Source organism: Geodermatophilus sp. YIM 151500, from assembly GCF_025716945.1.
GTDB lineage: Bacteria > Actinomycetota > Actinomycetes > Mycobacteriales > Geodermatophilaceae > YIM-151500.
This window is the reverse complement of the sequence record NZ_JAOVZT010000020.1, coordinates 11,939-30,216: the sequence shown is the minus strand read 5'-3', so window position 1 is coordinate 30,216 and position 18,278 is coordinate 11,939. Positions and strand designations below refer to the sequence as shown.

18 protein-coding genes and 1 riboswitch are annotated in these 18,278 nt (G+C 76.2%); of the genes, 6 read left to right on the top strand and 12 right to left on the bottom strand.

Annotated features, from left to right (window positions below):
• Positions 1-2: 2 nt before the first annotated feature.
• From OF117_RS21135 to OF117_RS21125, 3 genes are read right to left on the bottom strand one after another with little or no spacing between them, the layout of a single operon-like run.
• Positions 3-809, bottom strand: a complete 807-nt coding sequence (locus tag OF117_RS21135; protein ID WP_263554832.1) for a thioesterase family protein — start codon at positions 807-809, stop codon at positions 3-5.
• 27 nt (positions 810-836) lie between these two features.
• Complete coding sequence (locus tag OF117_RS21130; RefSeq protein ID WP_263554831.1) at positions 837-1,445, bottom strand: class I SAM-dependent methyltransferase; 609 nt, start codon at positions 1,443-1,445, stop codon at positions 837-839.
• Entirely contained in the window at positions 1,345-2,871 is a 1,527-nt protein-coding gene (locus OF117_RS21125) for a DNA polymerase IV (protein WP_263554830.1), read from the bottom strand. The genes OF117_RS21130 and OF117_RS21125 overlap by 101 nt, the downstream gene beginning before the upstream one ends.
• A gap of 167 nt (positions 2,872-3,038) precedes the next feature.
• Here OF117_RS21125 and OF117_RS21120 point away from each other — a divergent pair, with 167 nt between their 5' ends.
• Complete coding sequence (locus OF117_RS21120) at positions 3,039-3,590, top strand: NfeD family protein (RefSeq protein WP_263554829.1); 552 nt, start codon at positions 3,039-3,041, stop codon at positions 3,588-3,590.
• Positions 3,587-5,134, top strand: a complete 1,548-nt coding sequence (locus OF117_RS21115; protein WP_263554828.1) for a flotillin family protein — start codon at positions 3,587-3,589, stop codon at positions 5,132-5,134. Before OF117_RS21120 ends, OF117_RS21115 begins: the two co-directional genes overlap by 4 nt.
• Before the next feature lie 39 nt (positions 5,135-5,173).
• On the opposite strand, the gene OF117_RS21110 is transcribed toward OF117_RS21115, so the two are convergent.
• From OF117_RS21110 to OF117_RS21085, 6 genes are all read right to left on the bottom strand, one after another.
• Positions 5,174-5,956, bottom strand: coding sequence for a thioesterase family protein (locus OF117_RS21110; RefSeq protein WP_263554827.1), 783 nt, complete (start codon positions 5,954-5,956; stop codon positions 5,174-5,176).
• A gap of 21 nt (positions 5,957-5,977) precedes the next feature.
• Positions 5,978-6,658 carry a TenA family protein gene (locus tag OF117_RS21105; protein ID WP_263554826.1) on the bottom strand — a complete coding sequence of 227 codons (681 nt, stop codon included), beginning with the start codon at positions 6,656-6,658 and terminating at the stop codon, positions 5,978-5,980.
• Positions 6,655-7,572: a bifunctional hydroxymethylpyrimidine kinase/phosphomethylpyrimidine kinase gene (gene thiD, locus OF117_RS21100; protein WP_263554825.1), complete on the bottom strand. Its 918-nt coding sequence runs from the start codon at positions 7,570-7,572 to the stop codon at positions 6,655-6,657. Before thiD ends, OF117_RS21105 begins: the two co-directional genes overlap by 4 nt.
• 23 nt (positions 7,573-7,595) lie before the next feature.
• Positions 7,596-8,258, bottom strand: coding sequence for a thiamine phosphate synthase (gene thiE, locus OF117_RS21095; protein ID WP_263554824.1), 663 nt, complete (start codon positions 8,256-8,258; stop codon positions 7,596-7,598).
• Positions 8,255-9,067 carry a hydroxyethylthiazole kinase gene (gene thiM / locus OF117_RS21090; RefSeq protein ID WP_263554823.1) on the bottom strand — a complete coding sequence of 271 codons (813 nt, stop codon included), beginning with the start codon at positions 9,065-9,067 and terminating at the stop codon, positions 8,255-8,257. The genes thiE and thiM overlap by 4 nt, the downstream gene beginning before the upstream one ends.
• Before the next feature lie 8 nt (positions 9,068-9,075).
• A riboswitch (TPP riboswitch) is annotated at positions 9,076-9,169 on the bottom strand.
• Between the two features lie 48 nt (positions 9,170-9,217).
• On the bottom strand, positions 9,218-11,023 hold the full coding sequence (locus tag OF117_RS21085; RefSeq protein ID WP_263554822.1) for a DEAD/DEAH box helicase family protein: 1,806 nt from the start codon (positions 11,021-11,023) through the stop codon (positions 9,218-9,220).
• Between the two features lie 158 nt (positions 11,024-11,181).
• Here OF117_RS21085 and OF117_RS21080 point away from each other — a divergent pair, with 158 nt between their 5' ends.
• The gene (locus OF117_RS21080) at positions 11,182-12,024 is read left to right on the top strand and encodes an alpha/beta fold hydrolase (protein WP_263554821.1); all 843 of its coding nucleotides are present in this window, start codon (positions 11,182-11,184) and stop codon (positions 12,022-12,024) included.
• Between the two features lie 90 nt (positions 12,025-12,114).
• Here OF117_RS21080 and codB read toward each other — a convergent pair whose 3' ends face one another.
• The 3 genes from codB to OF117_RS21065 form a co-directional block, all read right to left on the bottom strand.
• Positions 12,115-13,413 (bottom strand): cytosine permease, encoded by a 1,299-nt coding sequence (gene codB, locus OF117_RS21075; protein ID WP_263554820.1) that lies wholly within the window; start codon positions 13,411-13,413, stop codon positions 12,115-12,117.
• Positions 13,410-13,940 (bottom strand): nucleoside deaminase, encoded by a 531-nt coding sequence (locus tag OF117_RS21070; RefSeq protein ID WP_263554819.1) that lies wholly within the window; start codon positions 13,938-13,940, stop codon positions 13,410-13,412. Before OF117_RS21070 ends, codB begins: the two co-directional genes overlap by 4 nt.
• A 135-nt stretch (positions 13,941-14,075) precedes the next feature.
• Complete coding sequence (locus OF117_RS21065; protein ID WP_263554818.1) at positions 14,076-14,360, bottom strand: hypothetical protein; 285 nt, start codon at positions 14,358-14,360, stop codon at positions 14,076-14,078.
• Positions 14,361-14,468: 108 nt separating this feature from the next.
• On the opposite strand from OF117_RS21065, the gene pgm reads away from it, so the two are divergent.
• The 3 genes from pgm to OF117_RS21050 all read left to right on the top strand — a co-directional run.
• The gene (gene pgm, locus OF117_RS21060; RefSeq protein ID WP_263554817.1) at positions 14,469-16,115 is read left to right on the top strand and encodes a phosphoglucomutase (alpha-D-glucose-1,6-bisphosphate-dependent); all 1,647 of its coding nucleotides are present in this window, start codon (positions 14,469-14,471) and stop codon (positions 16,113-16,115) included.
• Between the two features lie 367 nt (positions 16,116-16,482).
• Entirely contained in the window at positions 16,483-17,103 is a 621-nt protein-coding gene (locus OF117_RS21055; RefSeq protein WP_263554844.1) for a TetR/AcrR family transcriptional regulator, read from the top strand.
• A 45-nt stretch (positions 17,104-17,148) separates the two neighbouring features.
• Positions 17,149-18,278: MMPL family transporter (locus OF117_RS21050; RefSeq protein WP_263554816.1), on the top strand; the 1,130-nt coding region annotated here is incomplete at its 3' end.

Sequence of the window (18,278 nt, the reverse complement as noted above, 5' to 3'; positions counted from 1 at the left end):
CGTCAGCCCAGCCGGATGCCGGCCAGCTGGGTCGACTGGGCGACCAGCCGGCCGCCGGCGTCCCAGACGAAGCAGGCCTCGTCCACCCGCCCGCCGTCGACCAGCCGCGCCTGGTGCAGCACGCGGACCGGTCCCGGCTCGGGCAGCGCACGCACGTACACGGTGAGCTCCAGGGTGGGCACCCAGCCGGTGGGCTCGATGTCGAAGGTCGCGGGCGGGAAGGCGTCGACGGCGAACAGCAGCGCGGCCGGGTCGAACGGCTCGCCGCCGGGCAGGGCCAGCCACCCGCGCAGCTCGCCGCGACCCGACGGCCGCCCGGTGGCGAAGCCCCACGACGCGGGCTCGATGCGCAGGTCGACCTGCTCCATCAGCGCGACCGGTATGCCCGTCGGCGTCGTCCCCGGGACCCGGTGCGCGTCGTCCCAGGCGCCGTCCGGCCGCTCCGGCAGCCCGCCTTCCCAGTGCGGCTTCCCACCGGCCTCCAGGGTGCCCGTCGTGAGCAGCGCCTCGACGCACAGCCGGCCGTCCTGCAGCATCCGGGCGCGCAGCTGGCCGGCCGCTCGGCCTGCGCGCAGCACCTCGGCCTCCACCGTCACCTCACCGGGCTGCGGTGGGTGCAGGTAGTGGGCGCTGGCCGCGAGCACGTCAGCGTGCGGGCCCACGGCCGCCGCGGCCCGGCCGAGCATGGTGAGCAGGTAGCCGCCGTTCGGCTTGGCGCCGATCGTCCAGTCCGGGCTCACCTGCGCGGTGAACGTGCCGGGCGAGACCGGGCTGAGGGCACTGACGACGGAGAAGGGCACCACGCTCATGCCCGCATCCAACGGTGCACCGGCCGATCACGCCGGACGCAGCACCGCGACGAGGAAGTCCGACGTCGCCGTGAACGGGTGCAGGTGCCACGACGAGAGCAGCAGGTCGGGCTCCAACCCGGCGGTGCGCGCGTCGGCGAGGAACTCGTCGAAGGAGTAGGCGCGACCGGCGCCGAAGCCGACCGCCGCCCGGCCGGTCCCCGGTCGCAGGTGGGCCCGGAACCGGCGCAGAACCTCCCGCCGGGACGACGACTCGAGGAAGGCCATCACGTTGCCGGCGCACACGATCGCGTCGAAGGGCTCGCTGATGCCCAAGGAGGGCAGGTCGAGCGTCGCCAGGTCGGCGACGAGCCAGTGCGGGCCCGGGTGGTCCTCCTCCGCCGCGGCGATCAGCACGGGATCGAGGTCGACGCCCACCACCTCGTGACCCACGCCGTGCAGCCACCCGCCGACCCGTCCCGGACCGCAGCCGGCGTCGAGCACGCGCGATTCGCGAGGCAGCATCGCGTCGACCAACCGGGCCTCCCCCGCCAGGTCACTCCCCTCGGCCGCCATCCGGCGGAACCGCGCCACGTAGGCGTGGGAGTGACCCGGGTCGTCCTGGGTCAGCTGGAGCCACGTCGGGTGCTCGGTCATGCCCCACCCTCACCGGACGCCGCGTCGGGCCGCCAGTCCGGCGGCTCCCCCCGGAGCGTGCCCCGTCCGGGCGCCAGTCGGGGGGCTCCGCGGCGTGCAGCGCCGGATCGTCGGCCGGGAGCGTGCGCACCGGTCCGGGCGCGGTCAGCGGACCCTCGAAGCGCACCGTGACCCGGCCCAGCCCGCGCCCCCACACCCAGCCGGCGCCGTGCTCGTCGTGGCGCACGTCCTGCCCCGGCCACCAGCGCGCGACCGGGTCCGGCACGGCGGCTCCGCCCTCGACCGGAGCCGGGCGCGGGGACGACGTGCCGCCCGCGTCGGCGTCCTCGTCGCCGGGCGCCGGGTCGTCGTCCTCGGCGAACAGGTCGCCCTGCGCGTAGGGCGACAGCCCCGAGACACCGACGCCGAGCAGCCGCAGCCCTCCCCCGGTGCCCGCCTCGACGAGCAGCCGCCGGGCGATGGCGGCGATCTGACGCGGGTCGTCGGTCGGCTGCGGCAGGGTCGACGACCGGGTCAACGTGGTGAAGTCGTAGCGGCGCAGCTTGAGCGTCACGGTGCGCCCGGACGTCGCCGACGCCCGCAGCCGGCCGCCCACCCGGGCGGCCATGTCGTCGATCTGGGCGCCGAGCACGGTCAGGTCGGTCAGGTCGGTCGCGAAGGTCTCCTCCGCCGACACCGACTTGGCTTCCCGGTCGGCCACGACCGGTCGGTCGTCCTCGGCCCGGGCCAGCGCGTGCAGGCCGGTCCCGTGCGCCCGGCCGGCCAGCGACACCAGGTCGGGCAGCGTCTTCCGCGCCAGGTCGCCGACCGTGCGGACGCCGACGGCCCGCAGCCGCTCGGCCGTCGCCGGGCCCACCCCGCCCAGCCGGGTGACCGGGAGCGGCTGCAGCACGTCGAGCTCGGTGCCCGGGACGACGACGACCAGACCGTCGGGCTTGTCGAGGTCGGAGGCGATCTTCGCCATGAGCTTGGACGTGCCGGCACCCACCGACCCGGTGACCCCGCCGGTGGCGGTCGCGATCCGCTCCTTCAGCGACCGCGCCAGCGCGGTCACGCCATCGACCGACAGGTCGTGCCCCGGGCCGGCGGCCAGGTCGACGTAGGCCTCGTCCAGCGACACCGGTTCGACCAGCGGCGACAGCTCGCGCAGCAGGCCCATGACGACGTCCGAGGTGCGGCGGTAGGCGCCGAACCGGCCGCCGAGGAAGGCCGTGCCCGCGGGGCAGCGCCGCCGCGCCTCGGCGGTGGACATCGCCGAGCGCGCGCCGTACGCGCGCGCCTCGTAGGACGCGGTGGCGACGACGCCGCGTCCGCCGACCCCGCCGACGACGACCGGCCGGCCGCGCAGCGACGGCTTGTCCCGCTGCTCGACCGCGGCGAAGAAGGCGTCGAGGTCGACGTGCAGGATGCTGGGCTCCCGCCGCACCGCCGCCTCCCGTCGTCCGCCGTGGGAACGGCCCCGATCATCCGCCCGCCCACGACAGGTTCCTCCACGCGGGTGAACCGTCGCGCAGATACGGAACCGGACTTGTCCGGAGGAGCGCCGACCTGCGAATCTCGGCTCCACCGGCGACGGGAGGTGGGGAGGACGCGATGGCCGCGGCGTTCCTCGCCCTCGGCGCCCTAGGCATGCTGGTGCTGCTGGTGTCGCTCTTCGTCGGCGAGATCAGCCACGTCGACCTCGGCGGCACCGATGCCGACGGGCCCTTCTCCATCCCGGCGATGGCCGCCCTGCTCGGCGGGGTCGGCTTCGGCGGGGCCGCCGCCACGGCGCTGCTGCCCGGCACGCTCTCCGACGGGGCCGCGCTCGCGGCGGCCGCCGGGGTCGGCCTCGCCGTCGCGGTCCCGCTGGCGTGGGCCGCGGTGCGGTTGTCGCGGGCGCTGCGGGACATGCCGACGCAGGAGACCCTGACCCGGCACCACCTGATCGGTGCCCAGGGCATCGTCGTCTCGCCGGTGCCCAGCCCGGGACTGGGCGAGGTCCGGCTCACGCTGGCGGGCCAGCAGATGAAGTTCGCCGCCCGCAGCGACCTGCCGCTGCCGTCCGGCACCCCCGTCTACGTCGTCGAGACGCTCAGCGAGACCTGCGTGCAGGTCGTCTCCACGGCGCTCGACCCCCTGCTCGAGCCCGGAGGCGACTCGTGACCCTGCTCATCGCGCTCGGCGGCCTCGCCGTCCTGGTGGTCCTGCTCGTGCTCCTGGTCCTCTCCCGGATCAAGGTGGCCGGGCCCAACCAGGCGTTCCTGGTCACCGGCCGGCAGGGCCGGCAGGTGACCAGTTCGTCGGGGGCGGTCTCCCGGGACATGTCCGGCCAGAAGGTCGTCATGGGAGCGAGCGTCTTCGTCCTCCCGGTCGTGCAGAAGCTGCACACGATGGATCTCTCCAGCCGCCGCATCCCCGTCGGCATCCGCGGTGCGGTCTCCAAGCAGGGCGTCAAGTGCGACCTCGAGGGCGTCGCGATCGTCAAGGTGGGCGGAACCGAGGACGCGATCCGCGCCGCCGCCCAGCGCTTCCTCGACCAGCAGGAGGGGATCGACACCTTCACCTCGGAGGTGCTCGCCGGCGCGCTGCGCTCCATCGTCGGCCGGTTGACGATCGAGGAGATCATCCGCGACCGAGCGGCCTTCGCCTCCGCCGTCGCCGAGGAGGCCGAGTCCTCGCTGACCGGTCAGGGCCTGGTGCTCGACACCTTCCAATTGCAGGACATCCAGGCCGAGGGCTCCTACCTCGCCGACCTCGGCCGGCCGGAAGCCGCCCGGGTGCTCAAGGAGGCCAGCATCGCCGAGGCCCGCGCCCGGCAGGCCGCCGAGCAGGAGCAGCTGCTCGCCGACGAGCAGATCGCCGTGGCCCGGCGGCAGCTGGCCCTGCGGCAGGCCGAGATCGACTCGGAGATCGACGCCGCCAAGGCGCGCGCCGCGGCGGCCGGTCCCCTGGCCCAGGCCGCGCAGGACCAGGCCGTCCTGACCGAGCAGGAGAAGGTCGCCGTGCGCACCGCCGCCCTGACCGAGCGGCAGCTGGACACGAAGGTCCGCCGGCCGGCCGATGCCGAGAGGTACCGCGTGGAGCAGGACGCCGAGGCGCGGAAGAACTCGGCGATCCTCACCGCCGAGGCGCAGCGCCAGGCCACGATCGCCGCGGCCCAGGCCGCGGCGGAGCAGGCCAGGCTCTCGGGCGAGGGCGAGCGGGCGCGCCGGTCGGCGCTCGCCGAGGCCGAGGCCATCGAGGGGGCGAAGCGAGGGGAGGCGGAGCGGTTGCGCCGGCAGGCGATCGCAGACGCGGTCGAGCGCGAAGGGGCCGCCGAGGCCGCGGCGATCCTGGCCCGTGGTCAGGCCGAGGCGGAGGCCCTCGACGCGCGCTCGGAGGCCTTCGCCAAGTACGGCGAGGCGGCGATCCTGGAGATGCTGGTCAAGGTGCTGCCCGACGTCGTCGGCGCCGCGTCGGCACCGCTGTCCGCCGTCGAGAAGATGACCGTCATCTCCAGCGACGGCGCGGGGTCGCTCGGCCGCTCGGTCGCGGCCAACGTCGCCCAGGGGCTGCAGCTCTCCGGCGACCTCACCGGCGTCGACGTGACCGCCCTGCTGCGCCGGATGAGCGGCGCAGCAGGCACCGAGGACGGCGACGCCGTGCGTCGCGCACCGGTGCTCCCCGCCGACGGGGACGCCGCGAGGGGCACCAGCGCCGGCGGCTGACCGCGGCCGACCGACCACCGCCGGCCGACCGGGCCGGCGTCAGCGCGGTTCGACCAGCAGCGACTGCGTCGACCGGCCGACCAGGCCCTCGGCGTCGTACAGGGCGGCGAAGCACTGCGCCGTGCCCGCGCCGCCCAGGTGGGTGACCGCGTCGGTGCACAGCCACTCGCCGCGGGGCGGGCGGCGCAGCGCCACGACGAGGTCGACGTTGGCGAAGTTCGTCGTCGTCCAGTCGAGCACCGACGACAGCCCGCTGGAGGCGTCGGTCATCACCAGCAGGTGCTGCAGCGGGCTGATCGGCTCCTCGGGGACGAGAGTGCAGTCCGGGCGGGTCCACGCGGTGGCCGGTCCGGGCACCTCGAAGCCGCCACCGGCCACCAGCCGCCACTCCAGCGCCCGGTGGTAGGCGACCTCCCGCGGGAAGACGTCGAGCACCATCCGCTGCCCGTCGTCGGGACCGTGCCCGGGTGGGGTCTCGGCGGCGACCGGTCCCTCGGCGGCGCGCATCCGCCAGGCCGTGACGCGCATCAGCGGTCGGCCGCCGGCGTCGAGGGTCGCCTCGACGAGCTCGACGCGCCGTCCGGGCCGCAGCACGCGGGCCTCGACCCGCACCTCCCCCACCGGGACGGGGCCGAGGATGTCGAAGGCCAGCCGCACCGTCTGCCCGGTGGGGATGCCGGTCGCGCGCTCGACCTCGCGGGCCAGCAGCGCGGCCGGCGGCCCGCCGTGCTGGGCGCCGGCGTCCCACGGGCCGATGGTCAGGTCGGTGGCCCGCCATCGGCCGTCGCCGGCCGGCTCGTACAGCGCGGTGGGGAGGTCCATGCGTCGCAGTCTGCCGGGCGGTCAGAGCGGGTGCGGCCAGGCCTCCCGCTCGTGCGCGGCCCGCCAGAACGCCTCCTCGTACCGGACGGCGAGGCCGAAGGCCGTCCGCATCGCGGCCTCCTCGTGCGGCGCCGCCCCGGCCGCCGCGTCGGTGATCCGGCGCGCCTCGCGGGCGGCCTGCTGGAACCCCTCGGCGTCGTAGGCGGCCACCCAGCGCCGGTACGGGTGCCCCGGTGCGGCGGCCGCGGCCGCCGCCAGCCGCCGACCCACCTCGGCGTACACCCAGTAGCAGGGCAGCACCGCCGCCGCGCCCACCGCGTAGGGCGCGGTCGCGGCCGTGGCGATCAGGAACGAGGTGTAGCCCAGGCAGGTGGGCGACGGCGCCGGCTGCGGACCGGTCCGTCCCGGCCCGCCGAGCAGCTCGTCGGCGAGCAGGTCCGCGTGCAGCTGCGTCTCGACGACGCCGCAGCCGTGCGCCGACGACGCCCAGAACGACGCCGCCCCGGCGTCCGGTGACCGCGCGGCCAGCAGCGACAGGGCCCGGGCGTAGCCGGCGAGGTACAGGGCGTCCTGTTCCAGGTAGTGCCGGAAGACGGCCGGAGCGAGGCTGCCGTCCCCGAGCTCGGCGAGGAACGGCAGCTCGTCGATGGCCCGCCGGACCTCCGCCGTCGCCGCCCAGGCCCGCTCGCTGAACGTGCTCACCGCGGCCAGACCCCGGCGAAGTGGTGCACCGGCCCGCGGCCGGAGCCGACGCGGAGCGACGCGCCGCCGGTCAGGGCTACCTGCAAGTAGTCGCGGGCGCGCTCGACCAGCGCCGCCCAGTCGGGCGGCCCGCCGGCGCGAGCGGCCCCGGCGGCCCCGGCGGCCCCGGCGGTCTGGGTGGCCTGGGTGGCCTGGGTGGCCTGGGTGGCCTGGGCGGTCTGGGTGGCCTGGGTGGCCTGGGTGGCCTGGGCGGCCAGCGCGGCCAGCGCGGAGGACAGCGTGCAGCCGGTGCCGTGCGTATTCGTCGTCCCGATCCGGGGGCGGCGGGTGACGGTGACGCCGTCCGCCGTGGCCAGCACGTCGACGCTCTCCGGGCCGCTCAGGTGCCCGCCCTTGAGCAGCACCGCGCCCGGTCCCAGCCCGAGCAGCGCCTCCGCCTGGCCCGAGAGCTCGTCGAGCGTGCGGGCCGGTGCGGTGCCGAGCAGCGCCGCAGCCTCGGGCGCGTTGGGCGTCACCAGGTCGGTGACGGGCAGCAGCTCGTCGCGGACGGCGGCGACGGCGTCCTCGTCGATCAACCGGTCACCGCTCGTCGCAACCATCACCGGATCGGTGACCACCGGCCCTGCGGGCCGGCCGGCCAGGGTGCGCGCCACCTCGCGGACCACGGACGCCGACCCGAGCATGCCGAGCTTCGTGGCGTCGACGCGCACGTCGGCGAGGAGGGTGCGCAGCTGCTCACCGACGAACGCGGCCGGGACGGGGTGCACGCCGGTCACCCCGCGGGTGTTCTGGGCGGTCAGCGCGGTCAGCACAGCGGTGCCGTACACCCCCAGGGCGCTGAAGGTCTTGAGGTCGGCCTGGATGCCGGCGCCGCCGCTCGGGTCGCTGCCCGCGACCGTGAGCGCGACGGGCACGCGCGCCTCGGGCGGGCCGCCCGTCACCGGGCACCCGCCGGGACGAGGGCCGCGCGCAGCCGCCGGGCGGCGGCCTCGGGATCGGCCGCGGCGCAGATGGCGGACACCACGCAGATGCCGTCGACACCGGTGGCGGCGACCGAAGCGGCGCGGGTGACGTCGATGCCGCCGATGGCCACGGCCCGCAGACCGCCCGCGCGGGCGGCGGCGGCCAGCTCGCGCACGCCCGCCAGCCCCAGGCCCGGACCGGCCTCGGGCTTGGTCGGCGTGGCCCAGACGGGGCTGAGCCCGACGAGGTCGACCGTGCCGGCGGGCAGCCGCAGCGCCTCGACCAGGTCCGCCCGGCTCTCCACGGACAGGCCGAGCAGCCGGTCGGGCCCGATGAGCGCCCGGACGTCGGCGGCGCGGAGGTCCTCCTGCCCGACGTGCACGCCGTCGGCGCCCGCGATCAGCGCGACGTCGACCGCGTCGTTCACCAGCACGGGCACGTCGGGCCGGTCGGCCAGCCCGGCCCGGACCGCGCGGGTCAGCTCGACCAGCGTCCGCCGGGTGGCGTCCTTGTCGCGCACCTGGACGGCGGTGACGCCGCCGGCCACCGCCGCCCGGACGACGTCGGCCACCGGGCGCGGGCGGCACAGCCGGGTGTCGGTGACCAGGTACAGGGAGAGATCCGGTGCCGGTCTCATGCCGCGATCCGCACCTCGGCGCCGGCCAGGGCGTCACCGTCGACGGCGTCCAGCGCGTCCAGCCAGGCGGCGGCGAACGTGCCCGGCCCGGCCGCGGCGTCGGCCGCCCGCGAGGCGGCCAGGGAGACGTGCGCGTGCGCGGCGACGGCGCCGACCAGGGGGTCGTCGACCACCGCGCAGTAGGCGGCCACCAGGGCACCCAGCGCGCAGCCGGCCCCCGTCGTCCGGGTGAGCAGCGCGGAGCCCCCGCCGACGCGCGCGGTCCGCCGTCCGTCGGTGACCAGGTCGACCTCGCCGCTGACCGCGACCACACCGCCGGTGCGCACCGCCAGCGCCGCCGCCGCCGTGGCCGCGTCGTCGGCTCCGGCAGTGCTGTCGACGCCCCGGCCGCCGGACCCCGTGCCGGCCAGCGCCATCACCTCGGAGGCGTTGCCGCGGACGACGGTCGGCCGCAGCTCCACCAGTTCAGCCGCCAGCGCCGTCCGGTAGGGCAGTCCGCCCACCGCGACCGGGTCCAGCACCCACGGCGTGCCGTCCCCACCGGCCGCCCGCGCGGCCAGCCGCATCGCCTCCGCCGTGCGCTCGTGCACCGTGCCGACGTTGACCAGGACGGCGGACGCGACCGCGGCGAACTCGCCGGCCTCCTGGGGCGCGTCGACCATGGCCGGGGCGGCGCCCGCGGCCAGCAGCGCATTGGCGGTGAGCGCCTGCACCACCGTGTTGGTCAGGCAGTGCACCAGGGGCGTGCTCGTGCGCAGCGCCTCCCGCGCCGCGGCCAGGTCGAGCGCGTCCGTGCCGGAGGAGGACATGCCTGATGACGTCATACCGGTGACATCCCTTCGCCAGTGCGAACTGGAGCAGGTTCGGCGGGTGTGTTCTCAGTCCCGGGCGGGACACCCCGTGCCACGTACGGTGCCGAACGTAACAGCCGGGCCGGGCCGGGCCTGGCCCCGGTCCGGCTAGGCCGCGTCGGTGAGGGCGGCCGGTGGCAGCCAGTCGGCGTCGAGCAGCTCGGCGATCTCGCGCAGCGCCGAGGTGTCCGCACCGGCGGTGGAGCCGCTCACGGCCAGCCTCTCCACCATCACCCGGGCCACCTGCTCCTCCACGGTGTCCTCCGCGTAGGCGACCCGCCACGGCGAGACCTGCCCGTCGCGGTGCGTGCGGCCGGTGACCTGCCGCGCCTGGATGCCGGAGAACCGCGGCTGGTGGAACAGGCCCACGCGGGGCAGCGCCGACGCCGCTGCGCTGCCGGCCAGCAGTTCACCCGCGTGCAGGCTGATCGAGGCGGTCACGGTGAAGACGCAGACGGCGGCCTCGCCGCGCTGGAAGCGCAGCCGTTCGGCCTCCACGTCGAACCGGTCGCGGCCGTAGATGCCGGCCACCGGGATGCCGGCGGCCAGCAGCGCCGCGCGGATGGGGTCGGCCGCGGTCTCGACGAACTCGACCGAGACTGCGACCTGCCGCTCCGCCTCGACCTGCGCCCGCACCCAGTCGACGGTCGCCTGCACGCGGATCAGCCCGGCCTTCTGCCGGAAGCGCAGCAGTGCCGCCCGGCCGCGGGCGGTCTCCCGCCGGCGGCGGGCCAGCCGCATCTCGGCGCGGAACTCCTGCCACCCGGACTCGTACGCCGCCCGCTCGTCGGGCGTCAGCGCCACCGGTGCGCCGGTCACCGAGACCGGGCCCCACGGCGCAGAGCGGTGCAGGGTCGCCGGAGGTCCGGCGTCCGGGGCGGTCAGCAGACCCTGCAACCGGGCGAGGTCGGCGCGGCGCCGGCCGGCGTCCTCCGTCCAGGCCCAGCCGTACCGGCCCCGTTCCACGTGGAACCCGTGCGCGACGAGGCGCTCCGGCAGGTCACCCCAGGCGCGCAACGGCTCCCCCGCCCGGACGGCGAGCTCCGGCGCGAGATAGGGCAGCTCCAGCGGGGTGTGCGCCGGCGTCGCGGTCGCCGCCAGCACGAAGGGGGCGTCCTTCACCCGGCCCGCGCCCGAGACGGTCTTCCACAGCTTCCACCGCTGGGTGGTCGTGTGCCGGACCATGTGCGCCTCGTCGGCCACGACGACGTCGAAGCGCCGTCCGGTCAGCTTCGTCGCGGCGGCGACCTTGGCCAGCCGGTCCCACGTCGTCACGCACCAGCGCAGACCGCCGTCGCCGAACCCGGCGATCGAGCGCGTCCAGTGCGCGATGGTGATGGCGGCCGGTCGGTCGGCGACCACGAGCACCGCGCCACCGCCGCGGGCCGCGGCGATCCGCCGCGCCGCGAGGATCGCCGTCCCGGTCTTGCCGACGCCCGGGTCGTCGCCGAGCAGGAACACCCGGCCGCCGGCGTCGGCGTGCGCGACGACCGCCGCGGCGCCGCTCAGCTGCAACGGCCGGGGCTCCAGGGGCCGGGACGGCGGCAGCTCGCCGGGCACGCCGTTCAGCTCGTCCTCGATGAAGCTCTCGACCGTGTACGGGCGGGACGCGTACCCGGCCAGCTCCGCGGGCAGCGCGCGGCCGACCCAGACGTGCGCCTGCAGGCCGGGGTGCCAGGCCGCACCCGGGGCCGGCGCGCGGAACGGGACGGCCAGCACGTGCACCCGCTCCCCCGGCCCGGCCGCCGGCAGCGGCGGTCGGCTCGTCGCCGAGGTTCCCGTCCGGGTCGACGTCCCGGTCGTCGGCCCCGTCTTCCGCGGGGCCGGGGTGCGCTGCGGGGCGGACCGGCGCGACCCGGACGCGCTGCTGCGCCGCCGGGTGGTCGTGGTCGACGTCTTCCGCCGTCCGGGCATCGGCCCTCCTCCTCGGTGGTCGCGAGGACGCTAGGTGCTCCGGCCGACGGATCCGGTCAGGCGCGCGCCGGGCGCCGTCCCCCGGGTCGCTCCGCCGGGACGTCGGGCGACGCCCGGCCGGGTCGTCGGCTCCGGGTCGGGGCTGGTCTGATGTCCGCGTGAGCGAGGACGAACGGCTGGCGTCGCGGACCATCGGGGACGCCGGCCCGCGCGTGGCCTTCGTGCACGGCCTGTTCGGGCAGGGCCGGAACTGGACGACGATCGCCAAGGGGCTGGCCGACCGGCACCGCGTCACCCTCGTCGACCTGCCCAACCACGGGCACTCGCCGTGGACCGACCGGGCCGACTACGTCGACATGGCCGGCATGCTCGCGGCCGAGTTCGAGGCCTTCGGCGAGCCCGTCACGCTGGTCGGGCACTCCATGGGCGGCAAGGTCGCCATGCAGCTGGCGCTGCGCCGACCGGAGCTGCTGCGCGGCCTGGTCGTCGTCGACGTCGCCCCGGTCGACTACCCCGTGCGTGGGGGCCGCACCGACGACCCCGACGAGGAGATCTCCCCGTTCGGCGCCTACATCGCCGCGATGCGCGCGATCGAGCTGGAGACGCTGCAGACCCGCGAGGACGCCGACGCCGCCCTGCGGGACGCCGTCCCGAGCGACATGGTGCGCGGTTTCCTGCTGCAGAGCCTGGTCCGCGAGGGGCGGGGGGTCGACGGTGGCTGGCGCTGGCGGCTCAACCTCGCGGCGCTGGAGCGCGATCTGGAGCACCTGCGTGGCTTCCCCGAGCCTCCGGAGGGCGCGCGTTACGACGGGCCGGTGCTGTGGATCGCCGGGGCCAACTCGACCTACGTCCTCGATCGGGACCGCGACCGCATGGACGAGCTGTTCCCCGCCACCCGGCTGGTGCGGATCAAGAACGCCGGGCACTGGGTGCACTCCGAGCAGCCCGAGGTGTTCCTGGCAACGGTGCGGCGCTTCCTCGACGCGGTCGAGCGGTCCTGACCGCGCCCGCGCGCCGGGTACCGCGGTCGGGCCGCGACGGCCGGCCCAGCTCCCGCAGTCGGGCCGGGACGGCCGGCCCAGCTCCCGCGGTCAGGCCGGGACGGCCGGCCGGGCCGGACGGCGGCCGCGCTGCACGGCGAGCACACCGATCACCGCCACCACCGCCCCGACGACCGGCGGGATGAACCACTGCGCCTCGTTGCTCGCCCAGCCGGAGACCGCGGCGACCGCGTACACGGCCAGGTTGCGCCACTCGACGGCCGGGAGCCCGGAGGCCGGCGGCATGCCGTGGCGCCAGCGCGCCAGCCAGTCGCCGATCACCACCCCGCCGAGCGGCGGGATCAGGATGCCCAGCCAGACCAGGTAGGTGATCAGGTTGTCGTAGATGCCGGTGACCGCGAGCAGCGTGCCGATGACCACGCCGCCGACGACGAACGGCTTCTTCGACCGGGAGTTCGCGATCTCCGCCCCGGCGACGCCGAAGTTGTAGGCGGTGTTGTCGTTCGTCGTCCACAGGTTGGCGACGAGGAAGACCAGGCCCCAGGCGACCAGCCCCAGCTGGTAGAGCACCAGCACGAAGTCGCCCTCGCCGAAGGCGAGCGCGCCGATCGCGCCGAAGCCGAGCATGAGCAGCTCGCCGACGAAGAACGCGACGAGGCAGGCCCAGAAGCCGGCGTTGGGGGTGCGGGCGAAGCGGGTCCAGTTGGGCGCCTGCGTCCCCCCGGAGGCGAAGGTGCCCACGACGATGGTGACCGCGACGGCCAGGCTCATCGACTCGGTGGGTTCGATCGCGGCCAGCCCCGACCAGCCGCCGACCTCGGCCAGCGAGCGCCAGGTCACCCAGCCGGCGAGGACGAGCAGCAGGGGCACCGACACCACCGACAGCGCGTACATGCCCTTGTAGCCGTAGTAGGCGGTCACCCCCATGACCGCGCCGCCGAGCACCATGAGCGCGATCTCGGCGCCGCGGCCCTGCCAGTCCAGCGCGCCCGCGGTGAGTCCGGCGAGGGTGGCCACGGTGACCCCGTACCAGCCGATCTGGGTGCCACCGAGCAGCAGCGAGGCGAACTTCGCCCCGCCGGTGCCGAGCGTGTAGCGGCACATCATCACGGTGGTCAGCCCGGTCCGGGCCCCGATGCCGCCGATCGTGGCGACGTAGAGCCCGAGGACGGCGGCACCCAGCAGCAGCACCCACGCCAGGGTGGCGGCCGGGAAGGCCGCGCCGATCTGCGCGCCGGCGAGCATCGTGGGCGTGAAGAACGTGAAGCCCAGCAGCACGACGGCCACCGAGAACAGGGACTTGCGCGCCTGCCACGGCACCGGGTCGATCGGGTAGTCGGGGTCCACCTCGGCCGGGGGGACCGGGCGTTCGACGTCCGACCTGCTCATCTCCGCACCTCCCGCTCACCGAGGCCGGACGTCGCACCGCCGGCCGGGTCCGTGTCGTCGCCGGTGTCCTCGCCGATGTCCTCGTTCCACACGTCCGGCCGGGCGGCGATGAACTCCTGCATCAGCCGCACGCACTCGGGGTCGTCGAGCACCACCACCTCGACCCCGTGCTCGGCCAGCCAGTCGTGGCCGCCGGAGAAGGTGCGGGCCTCCCCCACCACCAGGCGCGAGATGCCGAACTGGCGCACCAGACCGCTGCAGTACCAGCAGGGCGAGAGGGTGGTGACCATGGTCGTCCCGCGGTAGGAGCGCTGACGGCCCGCCGCCTTGAACGCGGCGGTCTCCCCGTGCACCGACGGGTCGCCGTCCTGGACCCGCCGGTTGCGCCCCCGGCCCAGCACCGTGCCGTCCGGTCCGACGAGCGCCGCACCGACCGGCACGCCGCCCTCGGCGAGCCCGGCCCGCGCCTCCTCCACGGCCACGGCGAGCCACGAGCGGGCCGTCGCGTCGTCCAGGGGTACCGGCACCGGGCGCTCCCTCCGCCCCGGGGCGGCTGCGCCGACCACAGCGCCCCGGGCTGGGACCGAGCGTGGCCGACGGACCCTCGACCGACAAGGCCTCCGGACGGCGCTCGCGCAGCTCCCGGGCGGTCGCGCCGCGGTTCAGACCGGTCGGCGGACCGCCGCGGACCGGTCCCGGCACAGCCCGAGCGCGAGCCCCGCCACCACCACGGCGACGCCGAGCCGGTCAGCAGCCGGCCCGCCCGGCGCCGAGCGGCGGACCGCCGAGTACCAGAGCACGAAGGCGACCGCGCTCACCGCCACGGCGAGGTAGGCCGTGGCCAGCAGGTCGTCGGCGCCGAGCCGCCGCCACCCGGCCGGGCCGTCGCCGGCCAGCCCGGGGACGGCGAAAGCGGCGGCCGCCAGCCAGGTCGTGTGGACCGACACGCCCCAGGCCCCGTGCCGGCGCAGCACCGGGACGGCCTGGCGGGCTGATGGCGGCGTCGACCGTGCCAGGGATCGCCGTGGGCGCCGGATGGGGCCAGGATCGGCGGCATGAGCGATGCGCGTGCCGGACAGCCCGCCCAGCCCGGTGATCTGGTCGACGTCCCCGCCCTGGTCACCGCCTACTTCACGCTCGAGCCCGATCCCGCCGACCCCGCCCAGCAGGTCGCGTTCGGCACCAGCGGGCACCGCGGGTCCAGCCTCGACGCGGCCTTCAACGAGGCGCACATCCTGGCCACCACGCAGGCGATCTGCGAGTACCGGGCGCAGCAGGGCTACGACGGGCCGCTGTTCATCGGCCGCGACACCCATGCGCTGTCCGAGCCGGCCTGGACCTCGGCGCTGGAGGTGCTGGTCGCCAACGACGTGACCGTGCTGGTCGATGCCGCCGACGGGTACACGCCGACGCCCGCGGTCAGCCACGCCATCCTGCGGGCCAACCGGGACAGGGGGACCGGCCCGGGCGCCGGTCTCGCCGACGGCATCGTCGTCACCCCGTCGCACAACCCGCCGCGCGACGGCGGGTTCAAGTACAACCCGCCGTCCGGCGGCCCCGCCGACACCGACGCGACCACCGTGATCGCCGACCGTGCCAACGAGCTGCTGCGGTCGGGGCTCGACGGCGTCCGGCGGGTGCCCGCCACCCGCGCCCGGGCCGCCGCGCAGCCCTACGACTTCGTGGCGGCCTACGTCGACGACCTGCCGGCGGTGCTCGACGTCGACGCGATCCGCGGCGCCGGGGTGCACATCGGCGCTGACCCGCTCGGCGGGGCGAGCGTCGACTACTGGGCCGCGATCGCCGAGCGGCACCGGCTCGACCTGACCGTGGTGAACCCGCTCGTCGACCCGACCTGGCGGTTCATGACGCTGGACTGGGACGGCAAGATCCGGATGGACTGCTCGTCGCCGTCGGCGATGGCGTCGCTGATCGGGCGGCGGGACGAGTTCGCCGTCGCCACCGGCAACGACGCCGACGCCGACCGGCACGGCATCGTCACCCCCGACGGCGGGCTGATGAACCCGAACCACTTCCTCGCCGTCGCCATCGCCTACCTGTTCGAGCACCGGTCGGGGTGGGGCGGCGAGGTCGCCGTCGGCAAGACGCTGGTGTCGTCGTCGCTGATCGACCGCGTGGTCGCCGGCCTCGGGCGGCGGTTGGTCGAGGTGCCCGTCGGGTTCAAGTGGTTCGTGCCCGGCCTGCTCGACGGCAGCGTCGGGTTCGGCGGCGAGGAGTCGGCCGGCGCCTCGTTCCTGCGCCGCGACGGCGGCGTCTGGACCACCGACAAGGACGGCATCCTGCTCGCGCTGCTGGCCTCGGAGGTCCAGGCCGTGACGGGACGGTCCCCCTCGCAGCTGCACGCCGACCTGGCGCAGAAGTACGGCGAGTCGACCTACGCCCGCGTCGACGCCCCGGCCAGCCGGGAGGAGAAGGCGGCGCTGGGCAAGCTGTCGCCGGAGGCGGTCACCGCGACCGAGCTGGCCGGGGAACCGATCACCGCGAAGCTGACCCGCGCGCCGGGCAACGACGCGGCGATCGGCGGGCTCAAGGTGGTCACCGAGAACGCCTGGTTCGCCGCCCGGCCGTCGGGCACGGAGGACGTCTACAAGGTGTACGCCGAGTCGTTCCGGGGCCCCGACCACCTCGCCCGGGTGCAGGAGGAGGCCCGCGCCGTCGTCTCCGCGGCCCTCAGGTCCTGACCCCGGGGCGGTTCCGGCCGGCAGCGCCCTCCCGAGGGCCAGCCGCACCCGCGCGACGACCTCGTCCAGGTCGGTCAGGTCGGCCGCGGAGAGCCGGACCCCCGTCCAGCCGGCGGCGGTAGCTGCGACGGCGCAGCGGGGCGCTCGGTGAGCAACCCCTCGGCGACGGCGTGGCTCCCGATGAACACCCCGGGGACGGGGGCGGCGTCGCTCGGCACGCCGGGCAGTGTGGGGCCCGGCGACGGTGCCGATCCGGTGGTCCGCAGGGCGGGTGAGGGCGTTTCGCGCCCGGACGGGGCGGTTTCGGCCGAAACCGCCCCCGGCGCAGTTCGATACGTGCGTGCATCGGATACAGTGCTGCATCGTGATGGACGCCGGAACGCTGGAGCGGCCGAAGCGGCGCCGCGAGGCGACCGCCGAGCGGCTGCTCGACGCGGCGCTGGAGACCTTCGCCGAGGTCGGCTTCGCCGCCGCCAGCGTCGAGGACGTCTGCCGCCGCGGAGGGTTCACCCGCGGCGCCTTCTACTCGAGCTTCCGCACCAAGGACGAGTTGTTCGCGGCGCTGTTCGCCCGGGAGTCCCGGCGCAACCTCGATCGCGCACAGCGGCAGCTCGAGGGGGTCGAGCGGGAGGCCGATCCGGTCACCGCCGCCGTCGACCGCTGCCTCGCAGCCTTCCGCGCCGACCGCACGTGGGTGCTGGTGCACACCGAGTACCGGCTGCACGCCGCGCGCACGCCGGAGGCGGCCGCCCTGCTCCGCGAGCACAGCGCCGCCGTGGGCCACGGGCTGACCGCGCTGGTCGAGGAGACCTCCGCCCGCGCCGGCCTGCAGCTGGCCGTCCCCGCGGAGCGGCTCGCCCGCGCCGTGATGGCCGTGCACGACGGCGCGGTGCTCGCGCAGGTGACCGACGGGGCGGACGACGACCTCGAGCGCACCGCCCTGCTCCTGCTGCTCCGGTCGGCCGTCGCCGCCCGATCCGCCGGCTGAACCACCCCCGACGACCGCTCCACCACGACCGGAGACCCCGACGCCATGAGCACCTTCCTCGCCCGTCTCGGCCGTGCCTGCTTCCGGCACCGCGGCCTCGTCGCCGGCCTCTGGGTGGCCGTGCTGGCCGCCGTCGCCGTCCTCGTGGTGACCGTCGGCGGTCAGTTCGACGACCGCTTCACCATCCCCGGGTCGGAGTCGCAGGAGGCCCTCGACCGGCTCGGCGAGCTGTCACCGGGTGCGAACGGGGCGGGTGCGCAGATCGTCTTCGTCGCCCCGGACGGCGCGACGGTCGCCGACCCGGCCGTCGCCGGGGCCATCGGTCAGGTCGTGCGGGCCGCCGGCCGGGCGCCGCAGGTCGCCGCGGTCGCCGATCCGTTCGCCACCCAGCAGATCAGCCCGGACGGCCGCGCGGCGCTGGCCACCGTCACCTACACCGTGCCGCGCGAGGAGGTCGACGACACCAGCCTCGCCGCCCTGCAGGAGACGGCCGCGGCCGCGGAGCGGGCCGGGCTGGAGGTCGCGGTCGGCGGCGACGCCTACGCCACCACGGCGGTGACGATCGGTGCGACGGAGTTCGTCGGCGTCCTGGTCGCCGTCCTGGTGCTCGTCGTCACCTTCGGGTCGCTCCTGGCGGCCGGCATGAACCTGCTGACCGCGCTGGTCGGCGTCGGCGTCGGCCTGGGCGGCCTGCTCGCGGTCTCGGGCGCCATCACGCTCTCGTCGACCGCGCCGACGCTGGCCCTGATGATCGGCCTGGCGGTCGGCATCGACTACGCGCTGTTCATCCTCTCCCGGCACCGCACCCAGCTGGCGGAGGGACTCGACCCCGAGGACTCGACCGCGCGGGCCACCGGCACCGCCGGCTCCGCCGTCGTCTTCGCCGGCCTGACCGTGGTCGTCGCCCTGGCCGGGTTGTCGGTCGTCGGCATCCCGTTCCTCACCGTCATGGGCCTCGGCGCGGCCGCCACGGTGCTCGTCGCCGTCGGCGTCGCGCTCACCCTGCTGCCGGCGCTGCTCGGCTTCGCCGGGGCGCGGCTGGCCCCGCGCCCCGGCTCGCGCACCGCGCGCCGCGAGCGCGCCGCCGCCGGCACCGGTGGGCACGGTGGCATCGGTGCGGACGGCGGCTCCGGTGCGGACGGCGGCTCCGGTGCGGACGGCGGCTCCGGTGCGGA

What these genes read in the sequence shown, in the direction of transcription:
- thiE (WP_263554824.1), bottom strand. Translation starts at nt 8,258, where the DNA reads ATGAGACCGGCACCGGATCTCTCCCTGTACCTGGTCACCGACACCCGG.
- OF117_RS21135 (WP_263554832.1), bottom strand. Translation starts at nt 809, where the DNA reads ATGAGCGTGGTGCCCTTCTCCGTCGTCAGTGCCCTCAGCCCGGTCTCG.
- OF117_RS21120 (WP_263554829.1), top strand. Translation starts at nt 3,039, where the DNA reads ATGGCCGCGGCGTTCCTCGCCCTCGGCGCCCTAGGCATGCTGGTGCTG.
- thiM (WP_263554823.1), bottom strand. Translation starts at nt 9,067, where the DNA reads ATGTCCTCCTCCGGCACGGACGCGCTCGACCTGGCCGCGGCGCGGGAG.
- OF117_RS21085 (WP_263554822.1), bottom strand. Translation starts at nt 11,023, where the DNA reads ATGCCCGGACGGCGGAAGACGTCGACCACGACCACCCGGCGGCGCAGC.
- codB (WP_263554820.1), bottom strand. Translation starts at nt 13,413, where the DNA reads ATGAGCAGGTCGGACGTCGAACGCCCGGTCCCCCCGGCCGAGGTGGAC.
- pgm (WP_263554817.1), top strand. Translation starts at nt 14,469, where the DNA reads ATGAGCGATGCGCGTGCCGGACAGCCCGCCCAGCCCGGTGATCTGGTC.
- OF117_RS21055 (WP_263554844.1), top strand. Translation starts at nt 16,483, where the DNA reads ATGGACGCCGGAACGCTGGAGCGGCCGAAGCGGCGCCGCGAGGCGACC.
- OF117_RS21110 (WP_263554827.1), bottom strand. Translation starts at nt 5,956, where the DNA reads ATGGACCTCCCCACCGCGCTGTACGAGCCGGCCGGCGACGGCCGATGG.
- OF117_RS21130 (WP_263554831.1), bottom strand. Translation starts at nt 1,445, where the DNA reads ATGACCGAGCACCCGACGTGGCTCCAGCTGACCCAGGACGACCCGGGT.